The sequence below is a fragment of the Prochlorococcus sp. MIT 1304 genome (assembly GCF_047305015.1).
GTDB lineage: Bacteria > Cyanobacteriota > Cyanobacteriia > PCC-6307 > Cyanobiaceae > Prochlorococcus_A > Prochlorococcus_A marinus_E.
The window spans coordinates 257,164-278,899 of sequence record NZ_CP138974.1; the positions used below are offsets into that span (position 1 = coordinate 257,164).

At 34.8% G+C, this 21,736-nt stretch carries 15 protein-coding genes and 1 tRNA gene; 8 read left to right on the forward strand and 8 right to left on the reverse strand.

Annotated elements, in window-relative coordinates; all coding sequences use genetic code 11:
- Positions 1–3 precede the first annotated feature (3 nt).
- The 5 genes from SIB45_RS01530 to rpsT all read right to left on the reverse strand — a co-directional run bounded on the left by SIB45_RS01530 (position 4) and on the right by rpsT (position 10,717).
- Entirely contained in the window at positions 4–4,104 is a 4,101-nt protein-coding gene (locus SIB45_RS01530; protein WP_413682136.1) for a DNA-directed RNA polymerase subunit beta', read from the reverse strand.
- Between the two features lie 33 nt (positions 4,105–4,137).
- Complete coding sequence (locus SIB45_RS01535; protein ID WP_011863595.1) at positions 4,138–6,042, reverse strand: DNA-directed RNA polymerase subunit gamma; 1,905 nt, start codon at positions 6,040–6,042, stop codon at positions 4,138–4,140.
- A 40-nt stretch (positions 6,043–6,082) separates the two neighbouring features.
- The gene (rpoB, locus tag SIB45_RS01540; RefSeq protein WP_011863596.1) at positions 6,083–9,376 is read right to left on the reverse strand and encodes a DNA-directed RNA polymerase subunit beta; all 3,294 of its coding nucleotides are present in this window, start codon (positions 9,374–9,376) and stop codon (positions 6,083–6,085) included.
- A gap of 235 nt (positions 9,377–9,611) precedes the next feature.
- A complete protein-coding gene (locus tag SIB45_RS01545) occupies positions 9,612–10,406 on the reverse strand; it encodes a TatD family hydrolase (RefSeq protein ID WP_011863597.1) in 795 nt (264 codons plus the stop codon).
- Between the two features lie 17 nt (positions 10,407–10,423).
- On the reverse strand, positions 10,424–10,717 hold the full coding sequence (gene rpsT / locus SIB45_RS01550; protein WP_011863598.1) for a 30S ribosomal protein S20: 294 nt from the start codon (positions 10,715–10,717) through the stop codon (positions 10,424–10,426).
- A gap of 121 nt (positions 10,718–10,838) precedes the next feature.
- Here rpsT and hisD point away from each other — a divergent pair, with 121 nt between their 5' ends.
- Positions 10,839–12,125 (forward strand): histidinol dehydrogenase, encoded by a 1,287-nt coding sequence (gene hisD / locus SIB45_RS01555; RefSeq protein ID WP_011863599.1) that lies wholly within the window; start codon positions 10,839–10,841, stop codon positions 12,123–12,125.
- Here hisD and rpiA read toward each other — a convergent pair.
- Positions 12,122–12,817, reverse strand: coding sequence for a ribose-5-phosphate isomerase RpiA (gene rpiA, locus SIB45_RS01560; RefSeq protein WP_011863600.1), 696 nt, complete (start codon positions 12,815–12,817; stop codon positions 12,122–12,124). The genes hisD and rpiA overlap by 4 nt on opposite strands.
- Positions 12,818–12,883: 66 nt before the next feature.
- Positions 12,884–14,014 carry a trypsin-like peptidase domain-containing protein gene (locus tag SIB45_RS01565; protein ID WP_011863601.1) on the reverse strand — a complete coding sequence of 377 codons (1,131 nt, stop codon included), beginning with the start codon at positions 14,012–14,014 and terminating at the stop codon, positions 12,884–12,886.
- Positions 14,015–14,173: 159 nt separating this feature from the next.
- Here SIB45_RS01565 and rimP point away from each other — a divergent pair, with 159 nt between their 5' ends.
- Genes rimP through infB form a run of 4 tightly spaced genes read left to right on the forward strand, consistent with a single transcriptional unit; the run spans position 14,174 to position 19,751 of the window.
- A complete protein-coding gene (gene rimP / locus SIB45_RS01570; RefSeq protein ID WP_011863602.1) occupies positions 14,174–14,641 on the forward strand; it encodes a ribosome maturation factor RimP in 468 nt (155 codons plus the stop codon).
- Positions 14,642–14,677: 36 nt separating this feature from the next.
- Entirely contained in the window at positions 14,678–16,081 is a 1,404-nt protein-coding gene (gene nusA / locus SIB45_RS01575; RefSeq protein ID WP_011863603.1) for a transcription termination factor NusA, read from the forward strand.
- Positions 16,078–16,350, forward strand: a complete 273-nt coding sequence (locus tag SIB45_RS01580) for a YlxR family protein (protein WP_011863604.1) — start codon at positions 16,078–16,080, stop codon at positions 16,348–16,350. Before nusA ends, SIB45_RS01580 begins: the two co-directional genes overlap by 4 nt.
- A 56-nt stretch (positions 16,351–16,406) precedes the next feature.
- Entirely contained in the window at positions 16,407–19,751 is a 3,345-nt protein-coding gene (infB, locus tag SIB45_RS01585) for a translation initiation factor IF-2 (protein WP_011863605.1), read from the forward strand.
- 16 nt (positions 19,752–19,767) lie between these two features.
- On the opposite strand, the gene SIB45_RS01590 is transcribed toward infB, so the two are convergent.
- Positions 19,768–20,004 (reverse strand): DUF3493 domain-containing protein, encoded by a 237-nt coding sequence (locus SIB45_RS01590; RefSeq protein WP_011863606.1) that lies wholly within the window; start codon positions 20,002–20,004, stop codon positions 19,768–19,770.
- A 54-nt stretch (positions 20,005–20,058) separates the two neighbouring features.
- On the opposite strand from SIB45_RS01590, the gene SIB45_RS01595 reads away from it, so the two are divergent.
- The 3 genes from SIB45_RS01595 to SIB45_RS01605 all read left to right on the forward strand — a co-directional run bounded on the left by SIB45_RS01595 (position 20,059) and on the right by SIB45_RS01605 (position 21,701).
- A tRNA-Thr gene (locus SIB45_RS01595) sits at positions 20,059–20,130 on the forward strand.
- A 100-nt stretch (positions 20,131–20,230) separates the two neighbouring features.
- On the forward strand, positions 20,231–20,551 hold the full coding sequence (locus tag SIB45_RS01600) for a hypothetical protein (protein WP_011863607.1): 321 nt from the start codon (positions 20,231–20,233) through the stop codon (positions 20,549–20,551).
- A 58-nt stretch (positions 20,552–20,609) separates the two neighbouring features.
- The gene (locus tag SIB45_RS01605) at positions 20,610–21,701 is read left to right on the forward strand and encodes a glycosyltransferase family 2 protein (protein ID WP_011863608.1); all 1,092 of its coding nucleotides are present in this window, start codon (positions 20,610–20,612) and stop codon (positions 21,699–21,701) included.
- Positions 21,702–21,736: the final 35 nt, after the last annotated feature.

Below are 21,736 nucleotides of genomic sequence, written 5' to 3' on the forward strand. Positions count from 1 at the left end.
TATTTATTCATCAGAAAGAAGACCCTCCTCCTGCAATCCCTCCAATGCCGCAGGATCTGGTAATTGATCTTCAGAAAATTGATTTTCAGCATTAGGCCTTGCAAAGGCTGCAAAATTACTCGAAGAAGGATCGATTCCATGTCGGTTTCTCGTTGTCTCCAAATCTTCATCACTGGGATCATCAAGTATTGCAGTAGAGCTTACAGAAGGTGATTGTGGCATATCAACTGTATAGTCTGGCCTTAAGTTCTGGGCTCTTCTGTATCCACCAGATTCTTCTGCGAGGATATCGGGATGAGGTCCAGCCTCTGAGGATAATTCCTCAACAAAGCCGCTAAAACCAGTACCTGCAGGTATTAATCTACCAATGATAGCATTTTCTTTTAAACCTCTTAACCAATCAGATTTACCTTCAATTGCAGCTTCTGTAAGAACCCTTGTTGTTTCTTGGAAAGATGCTGCTGAAATAAAGCTATCCGTGTTAAGAGAGGCTTTAGTAATCCCCAACAAAACAGGAGTGAATTCTGCCGGAGCTCCCCCTGTAATTGCCATTGCTTGATTTGTATCCTCGACTTGCCTCAACTCTATGAGTTCACCAGGCAAAAGAGTAGTATCCCCAGCATCTTCTATACGGACTTTACTTGTCATCTGTCTAACAATAACTTCAATATGCTTATCATCGATTGCTACACCCTGTGACTTATAAACATTTTGAACCTCACTTACCATACTTCTCTGAAGTTTAGATATAGATTCTCGAGCCGCTTCTATAAGAGGTTTTTGATCTTTTAAATCATTGAAATAGCAATCTAAAAGTTCATGCGGATTAATTGGACCATCAGTTAAAGATTCACCACCTGTGACTTGTTGTCCATCACTAACCATTATATTTTTCCCGATTAATAATTGGTATTCATTAACAAAGTCATCCTTTTCAATTACCGACAACGAAACTGATTCTTCATCATTACCTTTTTTTATCTGAACAATTCCAGATTTTTTACTTAGAATTGCAGAGTCTCTGGGTCTCCTAGCTTCTAACAACTCTTCAATACGAGGTAATCCCTGTACGATATCTCCAGTTTTCTGCCTCTCAAAAACAAGTAAAGCCAAACCATCTCCCCTAAGAACTAAATCTCCGTCTTTAACATGTAAAACTGAATCAGGAGAAACCATATAAGGCCTGCCAAGTCTTAACGTTACTGAACTATTAGAAATTTCTTCTATTTCTCCACAAGAAGTCGATTTTACAGACTTACTAATAGGATCGCCATCAACTACACGATCGCCAATTTTAACTACTGCTTTATCACTTATTTTAATTTTAATTTTATCTTCTTCTCTTTCAACAATTAACCTTCTTATAGGCTCATCTTCAACAACATTTGGTAATTGAACAAATCCTTTCTCTTTACAAAGAATTTGAGTAGTAGCTATTACATCTCCTGCTTTTACTAATTGATCATTCTTGACTTGCAGTTCTGTATGTGTTGAGCCATGACTGGAATCGGATAAAGTATCTCTTCTTACAAGAATAGACTCCAAGATTACTAAATTTAATCTATTAATTGATGCATCATTTTTATCTTCGATCGACTCGACGTCAATAGTCATTTGAGGAGTAGCATCAAAGCTTTCAATACTTAAATGTGTTCTAAGTAATTCAACTCCTTCAACTGATTTTATCAATTCGCCATCTTTGTAGGTAAGCCTTTGTATGGCTTTTAAGCCTAAATGTGGTCCTTTTTCCTGCTTAACATGAGAAAGTTGGGGTAATTCTGCTTGGTCAGGAATAGTAAATTCTTCAACAGTTCTTAATAGTAAGCCTCGACATTTAGGTGTTTCTAATTTTTGAACAAATAGAATTTCTTTATTATCAACACCATCTAAAATCTTCTCACCTGGATTTACAAGATTTCCTTCTTCTGTAAATCTATTCAAAACTTCTTCATCATCACACTCATGAAAAGTTCCATTTCTTACAGTTATTTCACGAAGGATATCATTTTTTTGCGTAACGGTAACAATACCTGATGTTTGACTAAAGATATCTTTTACAACTTCTGTTCCAGCTTCAATCCATTTCATATCTTCGATCATTAGAAGAGATATGTCCTTATTGATTTCATGTGTTTCTTGAGGAATCCAAAGCAATGTCCCTCCTTGACTTACTTCAAAACCATTTTTAGATGATCTTGCTTTTTTGACACTTAATCCTGGTGCATACTTTACAAGACCTCCAGTTTTTGTCCGGAACCTTTCATCTGTTAAGTCAGCTATTACTTCACCATTACTGATTTTACTTCCTGGAGAAATATTTAAACGATAAGATATACCATCACTAGATTCCAAATTATATATTTGACCTGAGTGGGTAGATTCTTCAATTAATTTAAAATTAGTTAAAGACATTGAAGTAGTAACAATCTGAACTTCTCTTGAATCTCCCACTGATTCTCTTAATCGAACTTGTCCGCCAAACTCACTTGATTGACTTGCTTCTGCCAAAACAGTTCCTTCATCTACAGATTTTCCAGATGATATAACCGGTCTTGCATTTGGTGGCAAGTTATAAACATCTCCAGCTAGAACCCATAATCTGCCTAATCTTTGAGCTTTTAAGGTAATATTACCCTGCCTATCTGTTACCTCCTTTGGTTGAATAACCTTGTCATACCGAACTTGACCAGCCAAATCACAGATAACATCTTTTGTTGCTTTTTCAACGCTCTTTTTCACGGTTCCAGCAATAATTTGAGCAACAGTTATATCAGAATTAATTTCTTCACCGTCTTCTACAAATAAAAGCGATCCACTAGAGACCTCAATTTTTTGAGGTTTGCCAGAATTACTTCCTTGAGGAACTATCTTTAGTATGAAATCAACTTCGGCTTGTTTAGCTTCTACGCCATGTGGGGTTCTATAACCTCTAACCTTAGCTTTTGAACTAAATTCAACTTTACCAGTAATTTTTGACCTTACTACTCCACTCTCAGCAGTAGATACACCTCCAGTATGGAAAGTTCTCATTGTCAATTGAGTTCCTGGCTCACCAATAGATTGAGCAGCAATAATTCCAACTGCCTCACCTAAATCAACCAAATGATTATGAGCCAACGCCCATCCGTAACACCTTCTACAAACTGATCTATTAGCTTCACATGTTAATGGGGATCTTATTTTTACTTTATTAATAGATGCTTTCTCAATTTCTCCTGACAATGCAGGATCTATTGCAGTATTTTGGGGAACAACAAGATTTTCTTCAGCATCAAAAATATCCTCAGCTGTAAGCCTACCAAGAAGTCTCGCGCCAAACTTACCATCTTCAGCTTCAACAACTATTGATCGTTCTGTTCCACAATCTTCTTCTCTAACAATTACATCTTGAGCAACATCGACTAATCTTCGAGTTAAATAACCAGAATCTGCAGTTCTTAGGGCAGTATCAACCAAACCTTTCCTTGCTCCATAAGAAGAAATTACATATTCAGTAACAGTGAGACCTTCTCTAAAATTGGTTCTTATAGGCAAATCAATGATTTCTCCTTGAGGATTAGCCATCAATCCCCTCATACCAACAAGTTGTCTTACCTGAGACATATTACCCCTTGCTCCTGAATTAGCCATCATCCAAACGGAATTTAGAGGATCATTTTGATTGAAATTATTCTTGACAGCATCTACCAATCGCTCATTAGTTTCAGTCCAGGTATCTATAACTTTTGTGTGCCTTTCTACTTCGGTAATTTCACCAAGTCTATAGCATTCTTCTGTAGCAGATATTTGTTCTTCAGCTTGTCCTATTAAATCTTGCTTTGCTTCTGGAACTTTTAAGTCATCTACAGAGATAGAGACAGCAGCTTGGGTAGCGTATTTAAATCCTAAATCCTTTAAATTATCTGCCATGGCTGCAGTGACAGCAGTCCCATGAGTTTTATAAGCCCAAGATACTAAATTTTTTAAGGCTTTCTTGTCTACTACCTTATTCTTAAATGATGGTGGGGTTTTAGCGAGAGCAGGCATTGTAAGTGGATTATTCTTTTTAGAGTTTTTAGTAGTTTTACGTACTCTGGATGTTTTTTTAGGTTTAGATGAAGTCATGATTTTTAAGTAAATGAAAATAGTTTTTAAAGATTACGTTTTAGATACAGAATCGATGATGGTATAGTTCATAACCACTCTCCCAACAGTTGTCAGTATAAATCTGCTTATTAAGTTATTATCAGAGTCAAATCTGTCCCTTCTTAAATTCCAGATCTCTAGTCTTGAACTATCTTCTAGCAATTGAGTTTTTTGTGGACTACGCATTTCGTCTTCATCTTCAACCTCTCCATTAAATCTAACCCAAATCCATTCGTGTAGGCTGAGTCTTTTATCTTCAAAAGCAAAAATAACATCTTCTAATGAAGCAAAAGTAGTCTTATTATCTCCGAATTCTGGTTTTTGATAATTCGGTTGCAGAGCCGTTAGATAATAAGATCCCAAAACCATATCTTGTGATGGAGTCACAATTGGTTCCCCGGTAGCAGGAGAAAGAATATTATTACTGGCCAACATAAGCATGCGTGCTTCAGTTTGTGCCTCTAAAGCTAAAGGAACATGTACTGCCATTTGATCTCCATCGAAGTCAGCATTGAATGCAGGACAAACTAAAGGATGAAGTTGTATTGCTCTACCTCCAACTAATTTCGGTTCAAAAGCTTGAATTCCTAAACGATGCAGCGTAGGGGCTCTATTCAAGAGAATTGGATGACCTTCAATTACTTCCTGAAGTACCTGCATAACTTCGTCATCAGCTTTTTGTATTAATTTTTTTGCAGCTTTAATATTATTTACAATATTTTGTCGAATTAATCTATGAATTACGAAAGGTTGAAAGAGCTCTATCGCCATTTCTTTTGGAAGACCACACTGATGCATTTTTAATTTTGGACCCACAACTATTACGGATCTTCCTGAATAGTCAACACGCTTTCCAAGAAGATTCTGTCTAAATCTTCCTTGTTTTCCTTCAATTATGTCACTTAGGGACTTAAGAGCCCTATTATTTGCTCCAACAACAGTTCTTCCTCTCCTTCCATTATCTATAAGGGCATCAACTGCCTCCTGAAGCATTCTTTTTTCGTTTCTTACGATAATTTCAGGAGCTAAAATTTCTTGAAGCCTAGCCAGTCTATTATTTCTATTTATAACTCTTCTATATAAGTCGTTTAAATCTGAAGTTGCGAATCTTCCTCCATCAAGCTGAACCATAGGTCTAAGATCAGGAGGTATAACTGGGATTGCATCTAATACCATCCATTCTGGTTTAGCATTGGTTGCAATGAAATTATCAATAACTCTTATCCTTTTTATAAGTTTTGCCCTCTTTTGCCCTTTGCTGTTAGTAATTTCTTCTCTAAGCTCCTCAGCAACCTGATTTAAATCAAGGTCCTCAAGTAATTGCTTGAGTGCCTCTGCACCAATTCCAACAAAAGGTTCATTTTCGATAGTTGAATCTTCAGCATAAATTTCATCTTCAATTTCCAGCCATTCATCCTCAGTGAGTAATTGCTTATATTTAAGTTCTTTATGATCACCCGGGTCTAAAACAACATAACAATTAAAATAAACTATTTGCTCTACATCTCTAAGAGGGATATCCAAGAGTATCGCAACATAACTAGGTATTCCTTTCAAATACCAAACATGGGAAACTGGCGCAGCAAGTTTTATATATCCCATCCTATGTCTTCTGACTCGACTTTCAGTCACTTCAACCCCACATCTTTCACAAACAATGCCGCGATGTCTTACCCTTTTGTACTTTCCACAATGGCATTCCCAATCTTTTGATGGCCCAAAAATCTTTTCACAAAACAACCCATCCATTTCCGGTTTAAGTGTCCTGTAATTTATAGTCTCTGGTTTAGTGACTTCACCAACTACTTGTCCATTGGGCAATGTCCTCTGCCCCCAATCCATTATTCTTTGTGGAGAAGCTATTGAAATTTTGACGTAATCAAAGTGATTTTCAGTTCTTAAGTTGCTGTTTGTCATTTTTGGCTAATTTAAATTAAAAATGGTTTCAATTTGATATTTAATCTTCCTCATATTCTGAGGTTCCGAGAGATTCGTAAGTAGGTCTTGATGGAGTATTTCTTCTCGGGTTTATATCTTGCATTAGATCTACTTCTTTTCCTTCATCTGTATAAACTCCTATATCCAACCCTAGAGATTGTAATTCCCTCATAAGAACTTTAAATGATTCAGGAGTACCAGGCCTTGGGATCGGTTTACCTTTTACGATTGCATTAAGCGCTTCATTTCTTCCTTGCATATCGTCAGATTTAACTGTTAACAATTCTTGCAGTGTGTAAGCGGCTCCATAAGCTTCAAGAGCCCATACTTCCATTTCTCCAAGCCTTTGTCCACCTTGCTGAGCTTTACCACCCAATGGTTGCTGTGTAACTAAAGAGTAAGGCCCAGTAGATCTAGCATGAATTTTATCATCCACTAAATGAACTAACTTGAGGAAGTGAGAGTATCCAACAGCAACTGGCTGATCGAAAGGTTCCCCTGTCCTACCATCTTTAAGTAATAACTTTCCAGGGTCATCAGGATTGTAAACCCAAGCTTTACCTGGTTGTTTTGAAGCTTCCTCTAAAAATGCTTGAACAGTTTGATGTGACTTTTCAGCTCCATACATTTCATCAAATGGAACGACTTTAACCCGGCAATTTAAATTGGCAGCTGCCCAGCCCATAAGTAATTCAAAAACTTGACCAACATTCATCCTACTTGGAACTCCTAAAGGATTAAGCACTATATCTACAGGGGTTCCATCAGGTAAATAAGGCATATCTTCTCTTGGTAAGATTCTGCTAATAATTCCTTTATTTCCATGCCTCCCGGCCATTTTGTCACCTACTTGAATTTTTCTTCTCTGGGCAACATAAACCCTCACAACCATATTGGCTCCTGGAGGTAATTCATCACCTTGTTCTCTTGTATAAATACGAACATCCAAAACCCTTCCCTTTTCAGTTTTAGGTACTCTGAGGGAATTGTCTCTCACATCTCTAGCTTTTTCACCGAAAATGGCTCTTAACAGTTTTTCTTCCGGTGGTTGGTCTGATTCCCCTTTTGGAGTCACTTTTCCTACAAGGATATCTCCACTCTCTACAAAAGCACCAATCCTAATAATTCCCATCTCATCAAGATTATTCAAGCTTTCTTCCGAAATATTAGGAATCTCTCTCGTTATCTCTTCAGGCCCTAACTTCGTTTGTCTTGCTTCAATTTCATATTTTTCAATATGCACTGAAGTATATAAATCATCAGTAACCATCCTCTCACTCACAAGAATTGCATCCTCGTAGTTGTACCCCTCCCATGGCATATAAGCAATTAAAACGTTTTGGCCAAGGGCAATTTCCCCTCCTTCACATGCAGATCCATCTGCTAAAACTTGACCAGATATAACTCTATCTCCAATTTTCACTATAGGTCTTTGGTTGAGGCAAGTATCTTGATTTGATCTTTGATATTTCTGTAGATAGTGAAAATGTTCATTACCATCCTCATCTTTGACGACAATCTCATTAGCATCTACGTAAGATACAGTTCCATTAACTTTTGTGATGGGAACCATCCCGGAATCTCTAGCAACTTGAGATTCTAAACCTGTACCAACTAAAGGACGTTCTGGCCTGAGCAGTGGAACGGCTTGGCGTTGCATATTTGATCCCATTAGAGCTCTATTAGCATCATCATGTTCCAAGAAAGGAATAAGTGAAGTAGCAACTGAAATCACCTGAACCGGAGAAAGCTGAACGTAATCAACTTGATGAGGTGGAACTTTTTCAAAATCTTGTCGATATCTTACTGGTATTAGATTTGCAATTATGTTTCCGTCCTTGTCAGTTGCGACGTCTCCTGGAGCCACCCTACACTCATCTTCTAAATCAGCAGAAAGATAAACAGGATTACCTTCTTTATCCACTTTACCGTTTTTGACTTCCCAAAAAGGTGTTTCAATGAAACCATATTCATTAACTCTTGCATGGGTAGCTAAAGAATTTATAAGTCCTGCATTAGGACCTTCGGGAGTCTCGATAGGACATAATCTTCCATAATGCGAAGGGTGTATATCTCTTACTGCAAAGCCTGCTCTTTCTCTAGTTAAACCACCTGGACCTAATGCTGAAATTCTTCTCTTGTGTGTTAATTCAGCCAGAGGATTAGTTTGATCCATGAACTGGCTTAATTGACTGGATCCAAAAAATTCCTTTATAGCAGCAACTAAAGGTTTGGGATTTACTAGTTGAGCAGGAGTTAAAGAATCTGTCTCTCCTACAGTCATTCTCTCTTTAATAATTCTCTCTAAGCGATTGAGTCCAACCCTGACTTGATTTTGTAAAAGTTCTCCTACAGATCTAACCCTCCGATTACCAAGGTGATCGATATCATCTAAACTAGCGCCGCCAATGTCCAATTCTAGATTAATTAAATAATCAATGGTAGAGAGGACATCTTCATGGGTAAGTGTTCTCACATTGTCTGGTACGGTTAGTCTCAATTTTTTGTTTATTTTATATCTACCAACTCGTCCTAAATCATATCTTTTTGGATCGAAAAACCTACTGTGTAACAGTTGTTGTCCGCCTGAAACAGAGGGAGGTTCACCAGGACGTAGCTTCTTGTATAGCTCAAGTAATGCCTGGTCTTCTGAATTTATACCCTCGTCATTAGCTGACTCAATGGAGCTTTGATAAAACTCAGGATGCCTTAGTTTATCGACCACATCATTATCTGAAAGGCCCATCGCTCTCATAAGAACATGAGCATTAATTTTTCTAGTTTTGTCAACTCTCACATAAAGTAAATTATTTTTGTCAGTTTCGAATTTTAACCAAGCACCTCTATTAGGAATAACGCTAGCGTTGTAGGTCCTTCGACCATTTTTATCAAGTTCATCTTTGAAATATACACCGGGACTTCGAACAATTTGATTAACAATAACTCTTTCAGCACCATTAATAATGAAAGTTCCTCTTTCAGTCATTAATGGTAGTTCGCCAATAAATACTTCTTGTTCTTTAATTTCCCCTGTCTCTTTATTAATTAACCTGCAAGTTACATACATTTGAGATGCAAATGTAGCATCTCTTCTTTTAGCTTCCTCAACATCATGTCTAGGTCTTTTTAACCTGTACTCTTCACCGATGAAATGTAATTCTAATTTACCTGTGTAATCAGAAATTGGAGAAAAATTTTGTAATTCTTCTATTAAACCCTTTTCCAAAAACCATTTAAAGCTTGCTCTTTGTACTTCAACTAAATCTGGTAGATAAGTAGCTGTTTTTGCTACCTGTAAAGCGCTACTGCTCATCCAAGAAAACCTGCGATTTTGTGAGATTTACTATTTACTATTAATCTACTCAATATTTTAGTTTTTTAACTTTTCACTTAAATGAGATAACCATTAAATCTCGATTTCAACAAAAAATCAATCTAATTTATGTGAATTAAATTTTGTTTAATGCTGACAAATCATTAACTGTGTAAGTTAAAAGCTAAAAATTAAGAAAAATTTCCAGTAATTCCTTATATTAACAGCTGCTCTGTCAAATTAACAAGTCAAATTTAAACAAATCTTCAGCATTCTTAGATGACTCTTTAGCAATTGTGTTTAATTCAGTAGATCTTAAATCTGCCATAAATTTTGCAACATTTTCAACAAATGCAGGTTCATTTCTTTTACCTCTATGAGGGACAGGAGCCAAGAATGGTGAATCAGTTTCGATTAAGTATTTATCATTTGGTACTATTTTGGCACATTCATGAATTTCATGTGCTTTTGGGAAAGTCACTATTCCGCTAAAACTTATGTAAAAACCAAGATCCAAGAATTGCTTCATTTCATTTGGAGTTCCTGTCCAACAATGAAGTACACCATCAGGACATTTCCCTTTATTAGAGAGATCACTACATATCTCAATCATTTCATTTGCAGCATCTCTACAATGGATAATTACAGGCAATTTAAGTTCATAGGCTAACTCCATTTGCGGAATCAGTGCTTCAATTTGCTGAGTTTTATTTTCATTTTTGAAAAAATCCAAACCTAATTCGCCAATAGCTACAACTCTTCTATCTTCTAGAGCTGATTTTCTTAGAAGAGATTTTGAACTTTGTTCCCATTTTTTTGCTTCTAGAGGATGTAATCCAACTGAATAGTAAATTTCATTAAATTCATGAGATATTTTTTTCAACTTAGGAATTTCTGTTAATTCACAACAAGCATGAACTAATTTTTTAATACCTTTTGAACGCAACCTTGAAACAACATCTTCAAGATCTCTTTCAAAATTTTCAAATATTAAGTGACAGTGAGAATCTATGAGTTCTATGTTGCTCATAATTCTGATATGCCTTTTTACTTTGTGGTTAGCGTAGTTTTTACAAAATTGTTAATTTTTGATTTTCTATTAGCTCCATTATTCTTGTGAAGAACATTTTTTTTAACTGCTTTATCAATTAAACTAAAGGCTTTATTAAGGCTTGTAGTAACTAAGTTCTTATTTTCATCATTTGGTTCTTTTTTATATTTTTCGCAATTTTCTAAAGTTTTCTTAGTCAAAGTTCTAACTGTAGATTTATATGACTTATTGATTAAACGATTTCTTTCTGCAATTTGTATTCTCTTTTTTGCTGATTTGTTATTGGCCACAGAGGGTACATAAATAGAAGATTTATATCATAACAAATAAATCGACAACTAATCAATCATATATAATTTAGAAAATTATTAAATTGGGTTTTGAGCCTTTCAATTTGAAAAAATTAAGCATATGAAGATAATAAATAATAAAACAGAAGCTATTGAAGAATTGAAGAGGATTTCTACCCGAACTAATTCAGAAAATAATAATAAGATAAATAAAATTGTTGAAGAAATTCTTCAAGAGGTAAAAATTTCTGGAGATAACGCAGTTGAAAAATATACCAAAAAATTTGATGGTTTCGATCCTAACCCTATGCAAGTGAATGCGGATCAAATAAAGAATGCATGGGATGAAATTGATAACAATTTGAAACGCTCACTTGAGGAGGCTCACAAAAGAATTCAAAAATTCCATGAAAAAGAAATTCCTCAATCTTTCACGATAAAAGGTGAATATGGTGATATTGTCCAAAGAAGATGGAAACCAGTTAAAAATGCAGGTATTTATATTCCTGGAGGAAGAGCTGCTTATCCAAGTACTGTATTAATGAATGCAATTCCTGCAAAAGTAGCAGGAGTAGCTGAAATTATAATGGTATCTCCTGGAAATAAAGAAGGGGAAATAAACAAAACTGTTTTAGCTGCAGCTCACTTATCAGGTATCAATAAAGTATTTAGAATTGGAGGAGCTCAAGCGATTGGTGCATTAGCATTTGGCACAAATCAAATCAACAAAGTTGATGTTATATCAGGTCCAGGGAATATATATGTTACAACTGCAAAAAAACTAATTTATGGCTCAACAGGAATTGATTCATTAGCTGGTCCAAGTGAAATATTAATCATTGCAGATGAAACAGCTCAAAGCACTCATATAGCATCTGATCTACTAGCGCAAGCAGAACATGATCCTTTGGCTTCATCAATACTACTAACTACATCAAAGAACCAGGCAAAAGAAGTTTTAGAAGAACTTTATAAAAAAATTGAGGACCATCCAAGAAAAGAAATTTGCATGCAATCAATCAACAATTGGGGTTCAATTGTGATTTGCGAGAATTCTGAACAATGTGTTGAACTAAGCAATAACTTTGCCCCTGAACACCTAGAAATTCTTACTGTAGATCCAAAAAAAATTCTTGCAGGTATAGAGAATGCAGGAGCAATTTTTTTAGGAAAATGGACTCCAGAAGCTGTTGGAGATTATCTTGCTGGACCAAATCATACTTTACCCACATCAGGTAATTCTAGATTTAGCGGTTCTTTAGGGGTTGAAACTTTTATGAAAAATTCTTCAATAATAGAATTTAATGAAGAAAGTTTAAAAGTTAATAGCCTTGATATTATTAATCTAGCTAAAAGTGAGGGCTTGCATAGTCACGCTAACTCAGTACAAATAAGATTTGAAGATTAGCTAGCTCTTGATGGTGAGTAAACCACTGGAGTATTGTTTTCAATTTTACCAACTAATACTTTATCTGTAAGATCAACGAATAATCCATTTTCTAATACTCCTGGAATATTATTAATCTTCATTTCAATGTCTTTCGGATTATTAATGCCATCATCAAATAATACATCAAGAATTAGATTGCCTTGATCAGTAACAACTGGGCCAGCTTTTTTAGTAGCCATTCTTAAAGTAGAACTACCTTTCATCTCTGAGATAACTTCCTGAACTTGCTTCCAAGCATTTGGAAGAACTTCTACAGGTAAAGGGAAAGATAGATTTAAATTTTGTACAAGTTTAGTTTCATCAACAACAATCAGCAATTGATCAGCTTTAGATGCTACTAACTTTTCTCTCACATGGCATGCTCCTCCTCCTTTAATTAATTGAAATCCTGGATCAACTTCATCTGCTCCATCAATAGCTAAATCAATTTGAGATACAGAAGCTAAATCGATAAGGGGGATATTCAGTTCAAGCGCTAAAACTTCTGATTGAAAAGAAGTTGCAACACCTTTTATATTTTGGAGTTTCCCAGAACGCATTTCATCCGCAAGGCTTTTTATCATTAACGCAGCTGTAGATCCAGAACCTAATCCAAGAATCATGTCACTTTTTACTTCCCTTATTGCTGCATCAGCAACAACTTGTTTCATTTGAGTTTGTGAATCCAAAATCTTTTTCTCTAATTGGTTATAGATTATTAAATTTCAATGGGAGCTTTATGTCAAACCTGGGAGAGGTTCTGGTTTGATATTTATCTGTATCTCTTTATTATCTCTCAAAATATTTAAAAGAAATACTTTTCCTATCTGAGCTTTTTCTACTTCATCTAATAAAGTCTTAGGCTCATTTATAGAGATATTTTCGGCTGCTATTACTAAATCTCCTCTTCTTAAACCAGCTTTTTCAGCGGGGCTATTAGGTATTACTGATTGAATTAGAGCTCCGTTTCTTTCGGGTAATTGAACTAAAGAATTGGGATCTCGATTATGTTCTTTAGCAATTCTAGGATTTAAAGAAATTAATTGTACCCCTAAATATGGATGAATCACTTCCCCATTTTTGAGTAGCTGATCAGAAACACTTTTAGCCAGATTGATGGGAATCGCAAAACCTAGACCTGCTCCAGGGCCACTTCTTACTAATGTATTGATTCCAATTACCTCGCCATTGGAATTTATGAGTGGTCCCCCAGAATTTCCTGGATTTATTGCCGCATCAGTCTGAATAAGATCCAACCTTTTATCTGAAAATCCTAAACTATTAATATCTCTATGCAGGCTGCTTACAATCCCTAAGGTAACTGTTTTTTCAAGACCATAAGGAGTACCAAGAGCTATTGCCCAATCCCCAACTTCAAGATCTTCAGAATTTCCAAGTGGAGCAAAACCAGAATAAGCATCTTCATCAATTTTTACTAAAGCAAGATCAGTTACTGTATCCGTCCCCAAAACTTCACCATCACAAATAGATCCATCTGCCAAAGTAACTGAAACATTATCGACTCTTTCTACGACATGAGCGTTTGTAAGAACCAAACCATTTTCATTAATGATAACCCCAGAGCCTTGTCCTCTCTCCCTTTCAGGAGTAATGCCTTGCTCACCAAGTAAATCCCTTAATAATGGGTCAAGTAAAGTAGGATCAAATTGTTGCCTCTCTACCAAGCGCTCAGTGTCAATTTTTACAACTGCAGGGCCAATATTTTTAACTGCGGATGATACGAAATTATGACTTTCTGAAGATGTTAAAGCTAAAACTTCAGCTTTTTGAGAGAAATTGACTAAACAAAAACAAAAAATAATGAAAATTTGGATTAAATTAATAAATTTAATCTTGATAAATTTCATTTAATTAATAGTTTCTGGAATTCTTTTAAATAATCTAATTGAAGAAACTAATTATTGTTGTTTTTTTGTTTACATCCATAAAATACAAATTTTCAAATTCTTCTATAGAAAAAACCTATTTATGTGTGAAAATAACTTTAAATAAATTTATAAATAAATTTGAATAAAGAAAACAAAAGTAAACTAGAAAAGCTATTAGAAAATGTTGCTAATAAACAGGATTTAGAAATTTACAGTTTAAATATACAAACTAATCAAAATCCAATTGTTATTGAAATAATCATAAAAAAAACAAATGGAAATGACGTTTCCTTAGATGATTGCGCGCTATTTAATACCCCAGCATCTGACGAAATAGAAAAATCAAATCTTTTAAATTGTTCATATGTGTTAGAAATTAGTAGTCAAGGGGTCAGTGATGAATTAACCTCAGAAAGAGACTTCAAAACTTTTAAGGGTTTTCCAGTTAATGTTGAGTTAAACCAAAAGAATTCAAAAATAAAATTCCTGAATGGTTTACTTTATGAAAAGTCTAATGATTATTTAGCCATTAACATTAAAGGTAGGATAAAGAAAATCCCTTTTGATGAAGTATTAAAAATTAGTCTTTGTACCTTAAAAGATTGATTATTTTTCAACCATTATTCAATTTTCCCATCATAGATGGCATTAGTTATTCTCCCAGGTTTAAACAATCTTATTGAAGACATTAGTGAGGAAAAAAAATTACCTCCTAATATCGTTGAAGCAGCCTTGCGCGAAGCTTTGTTAAAGGGATATGAAAAATATAGAAGAACTTTTTACATTGGAGTTAACGAAGATCCATTTGATGAAGAGTACTTCAGTAATTTTGATGTTGGACTAGATCTAGATGAAGAGGGTTACAGGATATTATCTAGTAAAATAATTGTTGAAGAAGTAGAGAGCGAAGATCATCAAATATCTCTAATAGAAGTTAAACAAGTTGCTGATGATGCGCAAATAGGTGACACAGTTGTATTAGATGTCACTCCTGAAAAAGAGGATTTTGGGCGAATGGCTGCTTCAACAACAAAGCAAGTTTTAGCACAAAAATTAAGGGATCAACAACGAAAAATGATCCAAGAAGAATTTGCAGATTTGGAGGATCCTGTTTTAACTGCAAGAGTTATCAGATTTGAAAGACAATCAGTGATTATGGGAGTTAGTTCGGGAATCGGCAGACCCGAGGTTGAAGCAGAACTTCCCAAGAGAGATCAATTACCAAATGATAACTATAGAGCAAATGCAACTTTCAAAGTATTTTTAAAAGAAGTTAGCGAAATTGCTAGAAAAGGTCCACAACTTTTTGTGAGTAGAGCTAACGCTGGTTTAGTAGTTTATTTATTTGAAAATGAAGTACCGGAAATTCAGGAAGGTACAGTAAAAATAGTTGCTGTTTCAAGAGAAGCGAATCCTCCTTCAAGAGCTGTTGGGCCAAGAACAAAAGTAGCTGTTGATAGCGTCGAAAATGAGGTCGACCCTGTAGGTGCTTGTATTGGAGCGAGAGGAGCAAGAATCCAACAAGTAGTTAATGAATTAAGAGGAGAAAAAATTGATGTTATTAAATGGTCATCTGACCCAATACAGTATATTTTGAACTCCTTAAGTCCGGCTAAAGTCGATCTCGTGAGACTTGTTGACCCTGAAGGTCAACACGCGCATGTACTAGTTCCTCCTGATCAATTAAGTCTCGCAATTGGTAGAGAAGGACAAAATGTAAGACTTGCGGCAAGATTAACTGGTTGGAAGATTGATGTTAAAAACTCACATGAATACGATCAGGAAGCAGAAGATGCTGCAGTCTCTGAATTAATTATCCAAAGAGAAGATGAAGAGAAACTCCAGCGTGAAGCTGAGCTTAGATTAGAAGCAGAACAAGCTGAGCGTGCTGCGGAAGATGCAAGATTAAGAGAGCTTTATCCCCTTCCCGAAGATGAAGAAGAATATGGAGAGGAACAATACGAAGGAGAAGAATTAACAGATAATGATCCATTAGAGACTCTTCAAGATACTGACATATCTGCCAAAGAGGAGAAAAAACGGTGATACAACAAAATCCTGTTTTGCGTATGTGCATTTCATGTAGAAAGACATATGACAGGAAAGATCTTTTAAAGATTACTAAAGATCATAAGCAAGGCATCATTCTTCAAAAGGGAATGGGGAGATCAGCTTACATTTGCAAGTCAAAAAAATGCTACTCAGATTCAAAGATTAAAAAAAAGCTTCAAAAAGCTTTAAAAACATTTTTGGAACCTGAATTTGTTGAAATTTTTGAAAAAGAAATTACAAGCTACAATAACTATCCCCATTAAGGGAATATAATTAAATTAAATCCTCTTCTATTTCAAAAGAGTACAAATCAGATTAAATGACTATCAGCGATAAAATCAGAATTTACGAACTTTCCAGAGACTTAAATTTGGAAAATAAAGATATACTGGATGCCGCGCAAAAACTTTCAATTTCTGTAAAAAGCCATAGCAGTTCTATTAGTGCAGAAGAGGCAAAAAAAATTAAAAATCTTATTAATAAAAAGAATTCAGATAAAAAAATACTTTCCATTAATAAACCTTCAATTAAAAAAGATAATTTCAAACAAAACAAATCTCCTTCTATTTCTTCTAAAAAAGAGACACCTCTAAAAGATAATTCAAACAAAAAACCCTTATTGATAAAACCACTAAACAAGCCTGAGAGTGTAAAAATAATTTCAAATCAACTTCAAAATTCTAATAAACCTAATATTGTTAACACTTCACAATCTCGAGCAAATCTTACAAATACAAATATAAATAGTAAAACTTCACAGAATTTAAACCAAGATAAAAAAACTTTCGAAAATAATATAACCCCGCCTATCAAAAGCCCGGCAAAACCACCTATTCAATTAATTGCAAAGCCTAAAAATATAAATAATAATGTTAAATCTAATGAATCTTCCCAGAACATCTCAAGTGCAGGGGATAACAGAAGACTATCAAACAAACCTGATCAAAACACGAACAAACCTAAAACTAAAAATTATGATAGTAAAATAAAAACCCCTGAGCTCGTAGGAGCTCCAATAAGAAGAGAAGATCCAAAAATAAATCCTAATAAGCAAAATAATAAGCAAAACATTGCTTTTAAACAAACTGGCTCAAACAGAATTGGTTCTCCCAACAGACCTGGCATGCCCAATAATAGGCCTGGTTTAAGAAACAAACCTTCAGATCAAGGCAGACCTGGCTCATTTAATAGGCAAGGCAATCCCAATAGACCTGGCATGCCCAATAATAGGCCTGGTTTAAGAAACAAACCTTCAGATCAAGGCAGACATGGCTCATTTAATAGGCAAGGCAATCCCAATAGACCTGGCATGCCCAATAATAGACCTGGTTCTAAATTTAATGGTCAGAATTCCTCTGGGATAAGAAAGCCAGTATCACCTAACGAACTTTTACAACTTCAAAAAAATAATAACTCTGAGAAAGACAACAAAGATAAAAATAATAACGCAAAACAAAATATCAATGGACCTAATCAGAAGGCTAAGGCGCCTAATATGCGTCCAAATGCTACTCCAAGTTCCAAAAAACCTCCTCACAGAGCATTTTCAAATAGTTCAAAGAAACCTGGGAAAACAGACTGGGATGATAGCGCAAAACTTGAAGCATTAAGAAGTAAAAATCCTCAAAAACAAAGGCAGAAAGTTCATATTATTGGTGAAAATGATGATTCATTAACATCTGAAACCAGTGGATATTCAGGTGAGAAAATTTCAATTTTATCGGCAAGTCTGGCGCGTCCTAAGAAAGAAAAGTCTGAAGAAACTAAATCTCAAAAATCTATCAAACAATTTAAGAAGAAGAAAAAAGAGACCACAAGACAAAGGCAGAAAAGGAGAGCAATGGAATTAAAGGCTGCCAAAGAGGCCAAACAAGTAAGACCTGAAATGATAATAGTTCCCGAAGATAATTTAACTGTTCAAGAATTAGCAGATAAATTAAGCCTTGAAAGTTCTGAAATCATAAAATCTCTTTTCTTCAAAGGCATAACCGCAACTGTTACTCAATCACTTGACTTAGCAACTATCGAAACAGTAGCAGAAGAATTTGGTGTGCCTGTTTTACAAGATGATATCCAAGAAGCTGCTGAGAAAACAGTTGATATGATTGAATCTGATGATATTGATAATCTAATAAGAAGACCGCCTGTTATTACAGTGATGGGTCATGTAGATCATGGCAAAACAAGTCTTTTAGATTCCATCAGAGAATCAAGAGTAGCTTCTGGGGAAGCAGGGGGTATCACTCAACACATAGGAGCTTATCAAGTTGAATTTGAACATGAATCTCAAAAGAAAAAATTAACTTTTCTTGATACCCCAGGTCATGAAGCCTTTACTGCAATGAGAGCAAGGGGTACAAAGGTTACAGATGTAGCTGTTCTTGTAGTTGCTGCAGATGATGGTTGCAGGCCTCAAACGCTAGAGGCTATCAGTCATGCAAGAGCTGCAAAAGTACCAATAGTTGTTGCAATAAATAAAATTGACAAAGAAGGGGCTTCTCCAGACAGAGTAAAGCAGGAACTATCAGAAAAAGATTTAATTGCTGAAGATTGGGGAGGCGATACAGTGATGGTTCCAGTAAGTGCTATCAAAAAACAAAACATTGATAAATTACTCGAAATGATCTTATTAGTTTCAGAGGTAGAAGATCTACAAGCTAACCCTGATAGATTTGCAAAAGGTACTGTTATTGAAGCCCACCTAGACAAAGCAAAAGGACCTGTGGCTACTTTGTTAGTACAAAATGGAACCTTGAAATCTGGAGATGTTTTAGCTGCCGGTTCAGTCCTTGGAAAAATTAGAGCAATGGTTGATGAACATGGTAATAGAATCAAAGAAGCAGGGCCATCATTCCCAGTGGAAGCGCTAGGATTCAGTGAAGTACCTACTGCAGGAGATGAATTCGAAGTCTATCCTGATGAGAAAGCTGGTCGAGCCATTGTCGGAGAAAGGGCCACAGATGCTAGAGCCACAAAATTAGCTCAGCAAATGGCCTCTAGACGTGTCAGCTTATCATCCTTATCAACTCAAGCAAATGATGGAGAACTAAAGGAGTTAAACTTAATTCTCAAGGCTGATGTTCAAGGTAGTGTTGAAGCGATATTAGGATCACTAGAACAATTACCAAAAAATGAGGTTCAAGTCAGAGTTCTTTTCTCTGCTCCTGGAGAAATAACTGAGACAGATATCGATCTAGCTGCTGCATCTGGGTCAGTAATCATTGGATTTAACACCTCATTGGCTTCTGGTGCAAAGAGAGCAGCTGATGCTAATGACGTTGATATAAGAGAATATGAAGTAATCTACAAACTCTTAGAAGATATTCAGTTGGCAATGGAGGGGCTACTTGAACCCGATCTCGTCGAAGAATCTTTAGGACAAGCTGAAGTTCGCGCAACTTTCTCAGTTGGTAAAGGAGCTATAGCAGGCTGTTATATACAAACTGGCAAATTACAAAGGAATTGTTCTCTGAGAGTTATTAGATCAGAGAAAGTAATATTTGAGGGTAATTTAGACTCTCTAAAAAGAGCTAAAGATGATGTAAAAGAAGTAAATACAGGATTTGAATGTGGAGTTGGCTGCGATAAATTCTCTTCATGGATTGAAGGAGATGTAATCGAGGCATTCAAATTTGTCACTAAAAAAAGGACTTTATCACAATAATTAAACATCTAGCTTATTAATCTTTATTTCTGTCAAAGATTAATAAAGAAGGAAATACTATACAAGCACCCAACTGTATGAGAAGGTTATTTTGCTGTAATTCAGTTCCGCTTGCAATTCTGGAAAGCATTATGAGAAGTCCTAAAAATGCAGAACCGCTAAAAGCTACCCACAATATTCTTCTCAACCCCTTGAAAGGAGCTTGGGATTCCTTTAATAATTTCTTTTTCAATTCAGGATCTATTTTTGACATAAATTCTTTCAATAATAAAATTAAGTCTATATGAAAAATTCAATCTTTAATTTGGCCGGTATAGCTCAGAGGTAGAGCAACTGTCTCGTAAACAGTAGGTCATTGGTTCAATTCCAATTATCGGCACTTACAAAGCAAATTAAAATGATTAATAAAACATAAAAATTCGTTCAAAGAAATATTAATAACTCTCATAATCGGGCCTTACCTATTCACTTCACTTATTTTGCAATCAGGTTTATTCACTGATAGATCTAGAGAACTAAGAGAGAAAATGGAATATGTTTCATCTCTTGATTTAGTAAAAAATCAAGCGATCATGGTTGATAAAAAAGGAATCAACAACTCTCAATCGCAATCAAAAATTATAAGAATTTCTTTATCAACGCCTAAATTAGGCAGGGGATTAGAAAGTATTAATCAGTTAAAAAAATCTGAATTAGCATGGACAACTGACCTTAAAACATTAAACATTAATGATAATTATTATGAAGTGATATACGAAAATGATGATTTAAATCCATGGAAATTAATATTAAAAAAGTAAATAATGCATATATGTAAATAATGCATATATAATGAGTTGTCGTTTGTAATCTTAAATAATGAGATCTGTTAATACTTGGAATTTAACTAATAATAAACTTCATCAATTATTTAAAGACAATAACGAATTTATTTCTATTAAAGTCCGTGGTAATACTTGGGAGCCAATCACTAGATGGCTAAGATTAGATTCAAGAATTTTTAGAGAAACTACTAGCAAAGCAAGAATAACTTTATGCGATATCGAATCTCTAGCAGAAATTTATAACTACAGATCAATTAGATGGAAAGCAAAAAAACTAACTCCTATTCCCACTAAAGTAATACCACAATCTATTAAAAATATTTTTCGCAAAATACCAATCATAAAACAACTCGCCTATGAACTCGAAATAGTTTTTTATAAATACAGTGAAAATATTTCTGAACATTTAATATCAATAGTGATTCCTGCAAGAAATGAAGCTGGTAATAAAGAACTATTAATTAACGCTTTAAATAAATTCAAAAATATACCAAATAAGTTAGAAATTATATTTGTTGAAGGTAATAGCAATGATAATACATATGACATTTTGAAAGAATTAAAAGAAAATTTCTCAAATTTCTTCAAGATATTTCTTTTAAAACAAACTTCTAAAGGGAAGAAAAATGCAGTCGTGGAAGGGTTTAATATTTCTTCAGGTGAGACTCTCGCCATAATTGATTCTGATTTTACAGTAGATATTGATGACAGTATTGCAGCAATTATGGAATCAACCAAAAATAAAAATATACTTATTAATTGCGCCCGCACAACTTTTCCAATGGAAAAAGATGCGATGAGATGGGCAAATTATATAGGAAATAGACTTTTCGCAATTTTTCTATCAATTCTAATAAATAAGCCCGTATCAGATTCACTCTGTGGAACAAAAGTTTTTTCAAGAAAATTCTTTAAACTTATGAAACAAAACGGAAGTTGGGATTCCAAGTCTGACCCATTTGGAGACTTTACAATAATATTTGAAGCTGCGAAAAATAACATTAAAATACTAAATTATCCTGTTAGATATTACGCTAGAAAATCAGGCGCACCAAATATATCTAGATGGATAGATGGATTAAAACTGCTCAAAGTATGCTGGATTTATATGATTTCTGATATCTAGATTAAATAAAATCTTCGCAAGTATTTTCTTAGGAT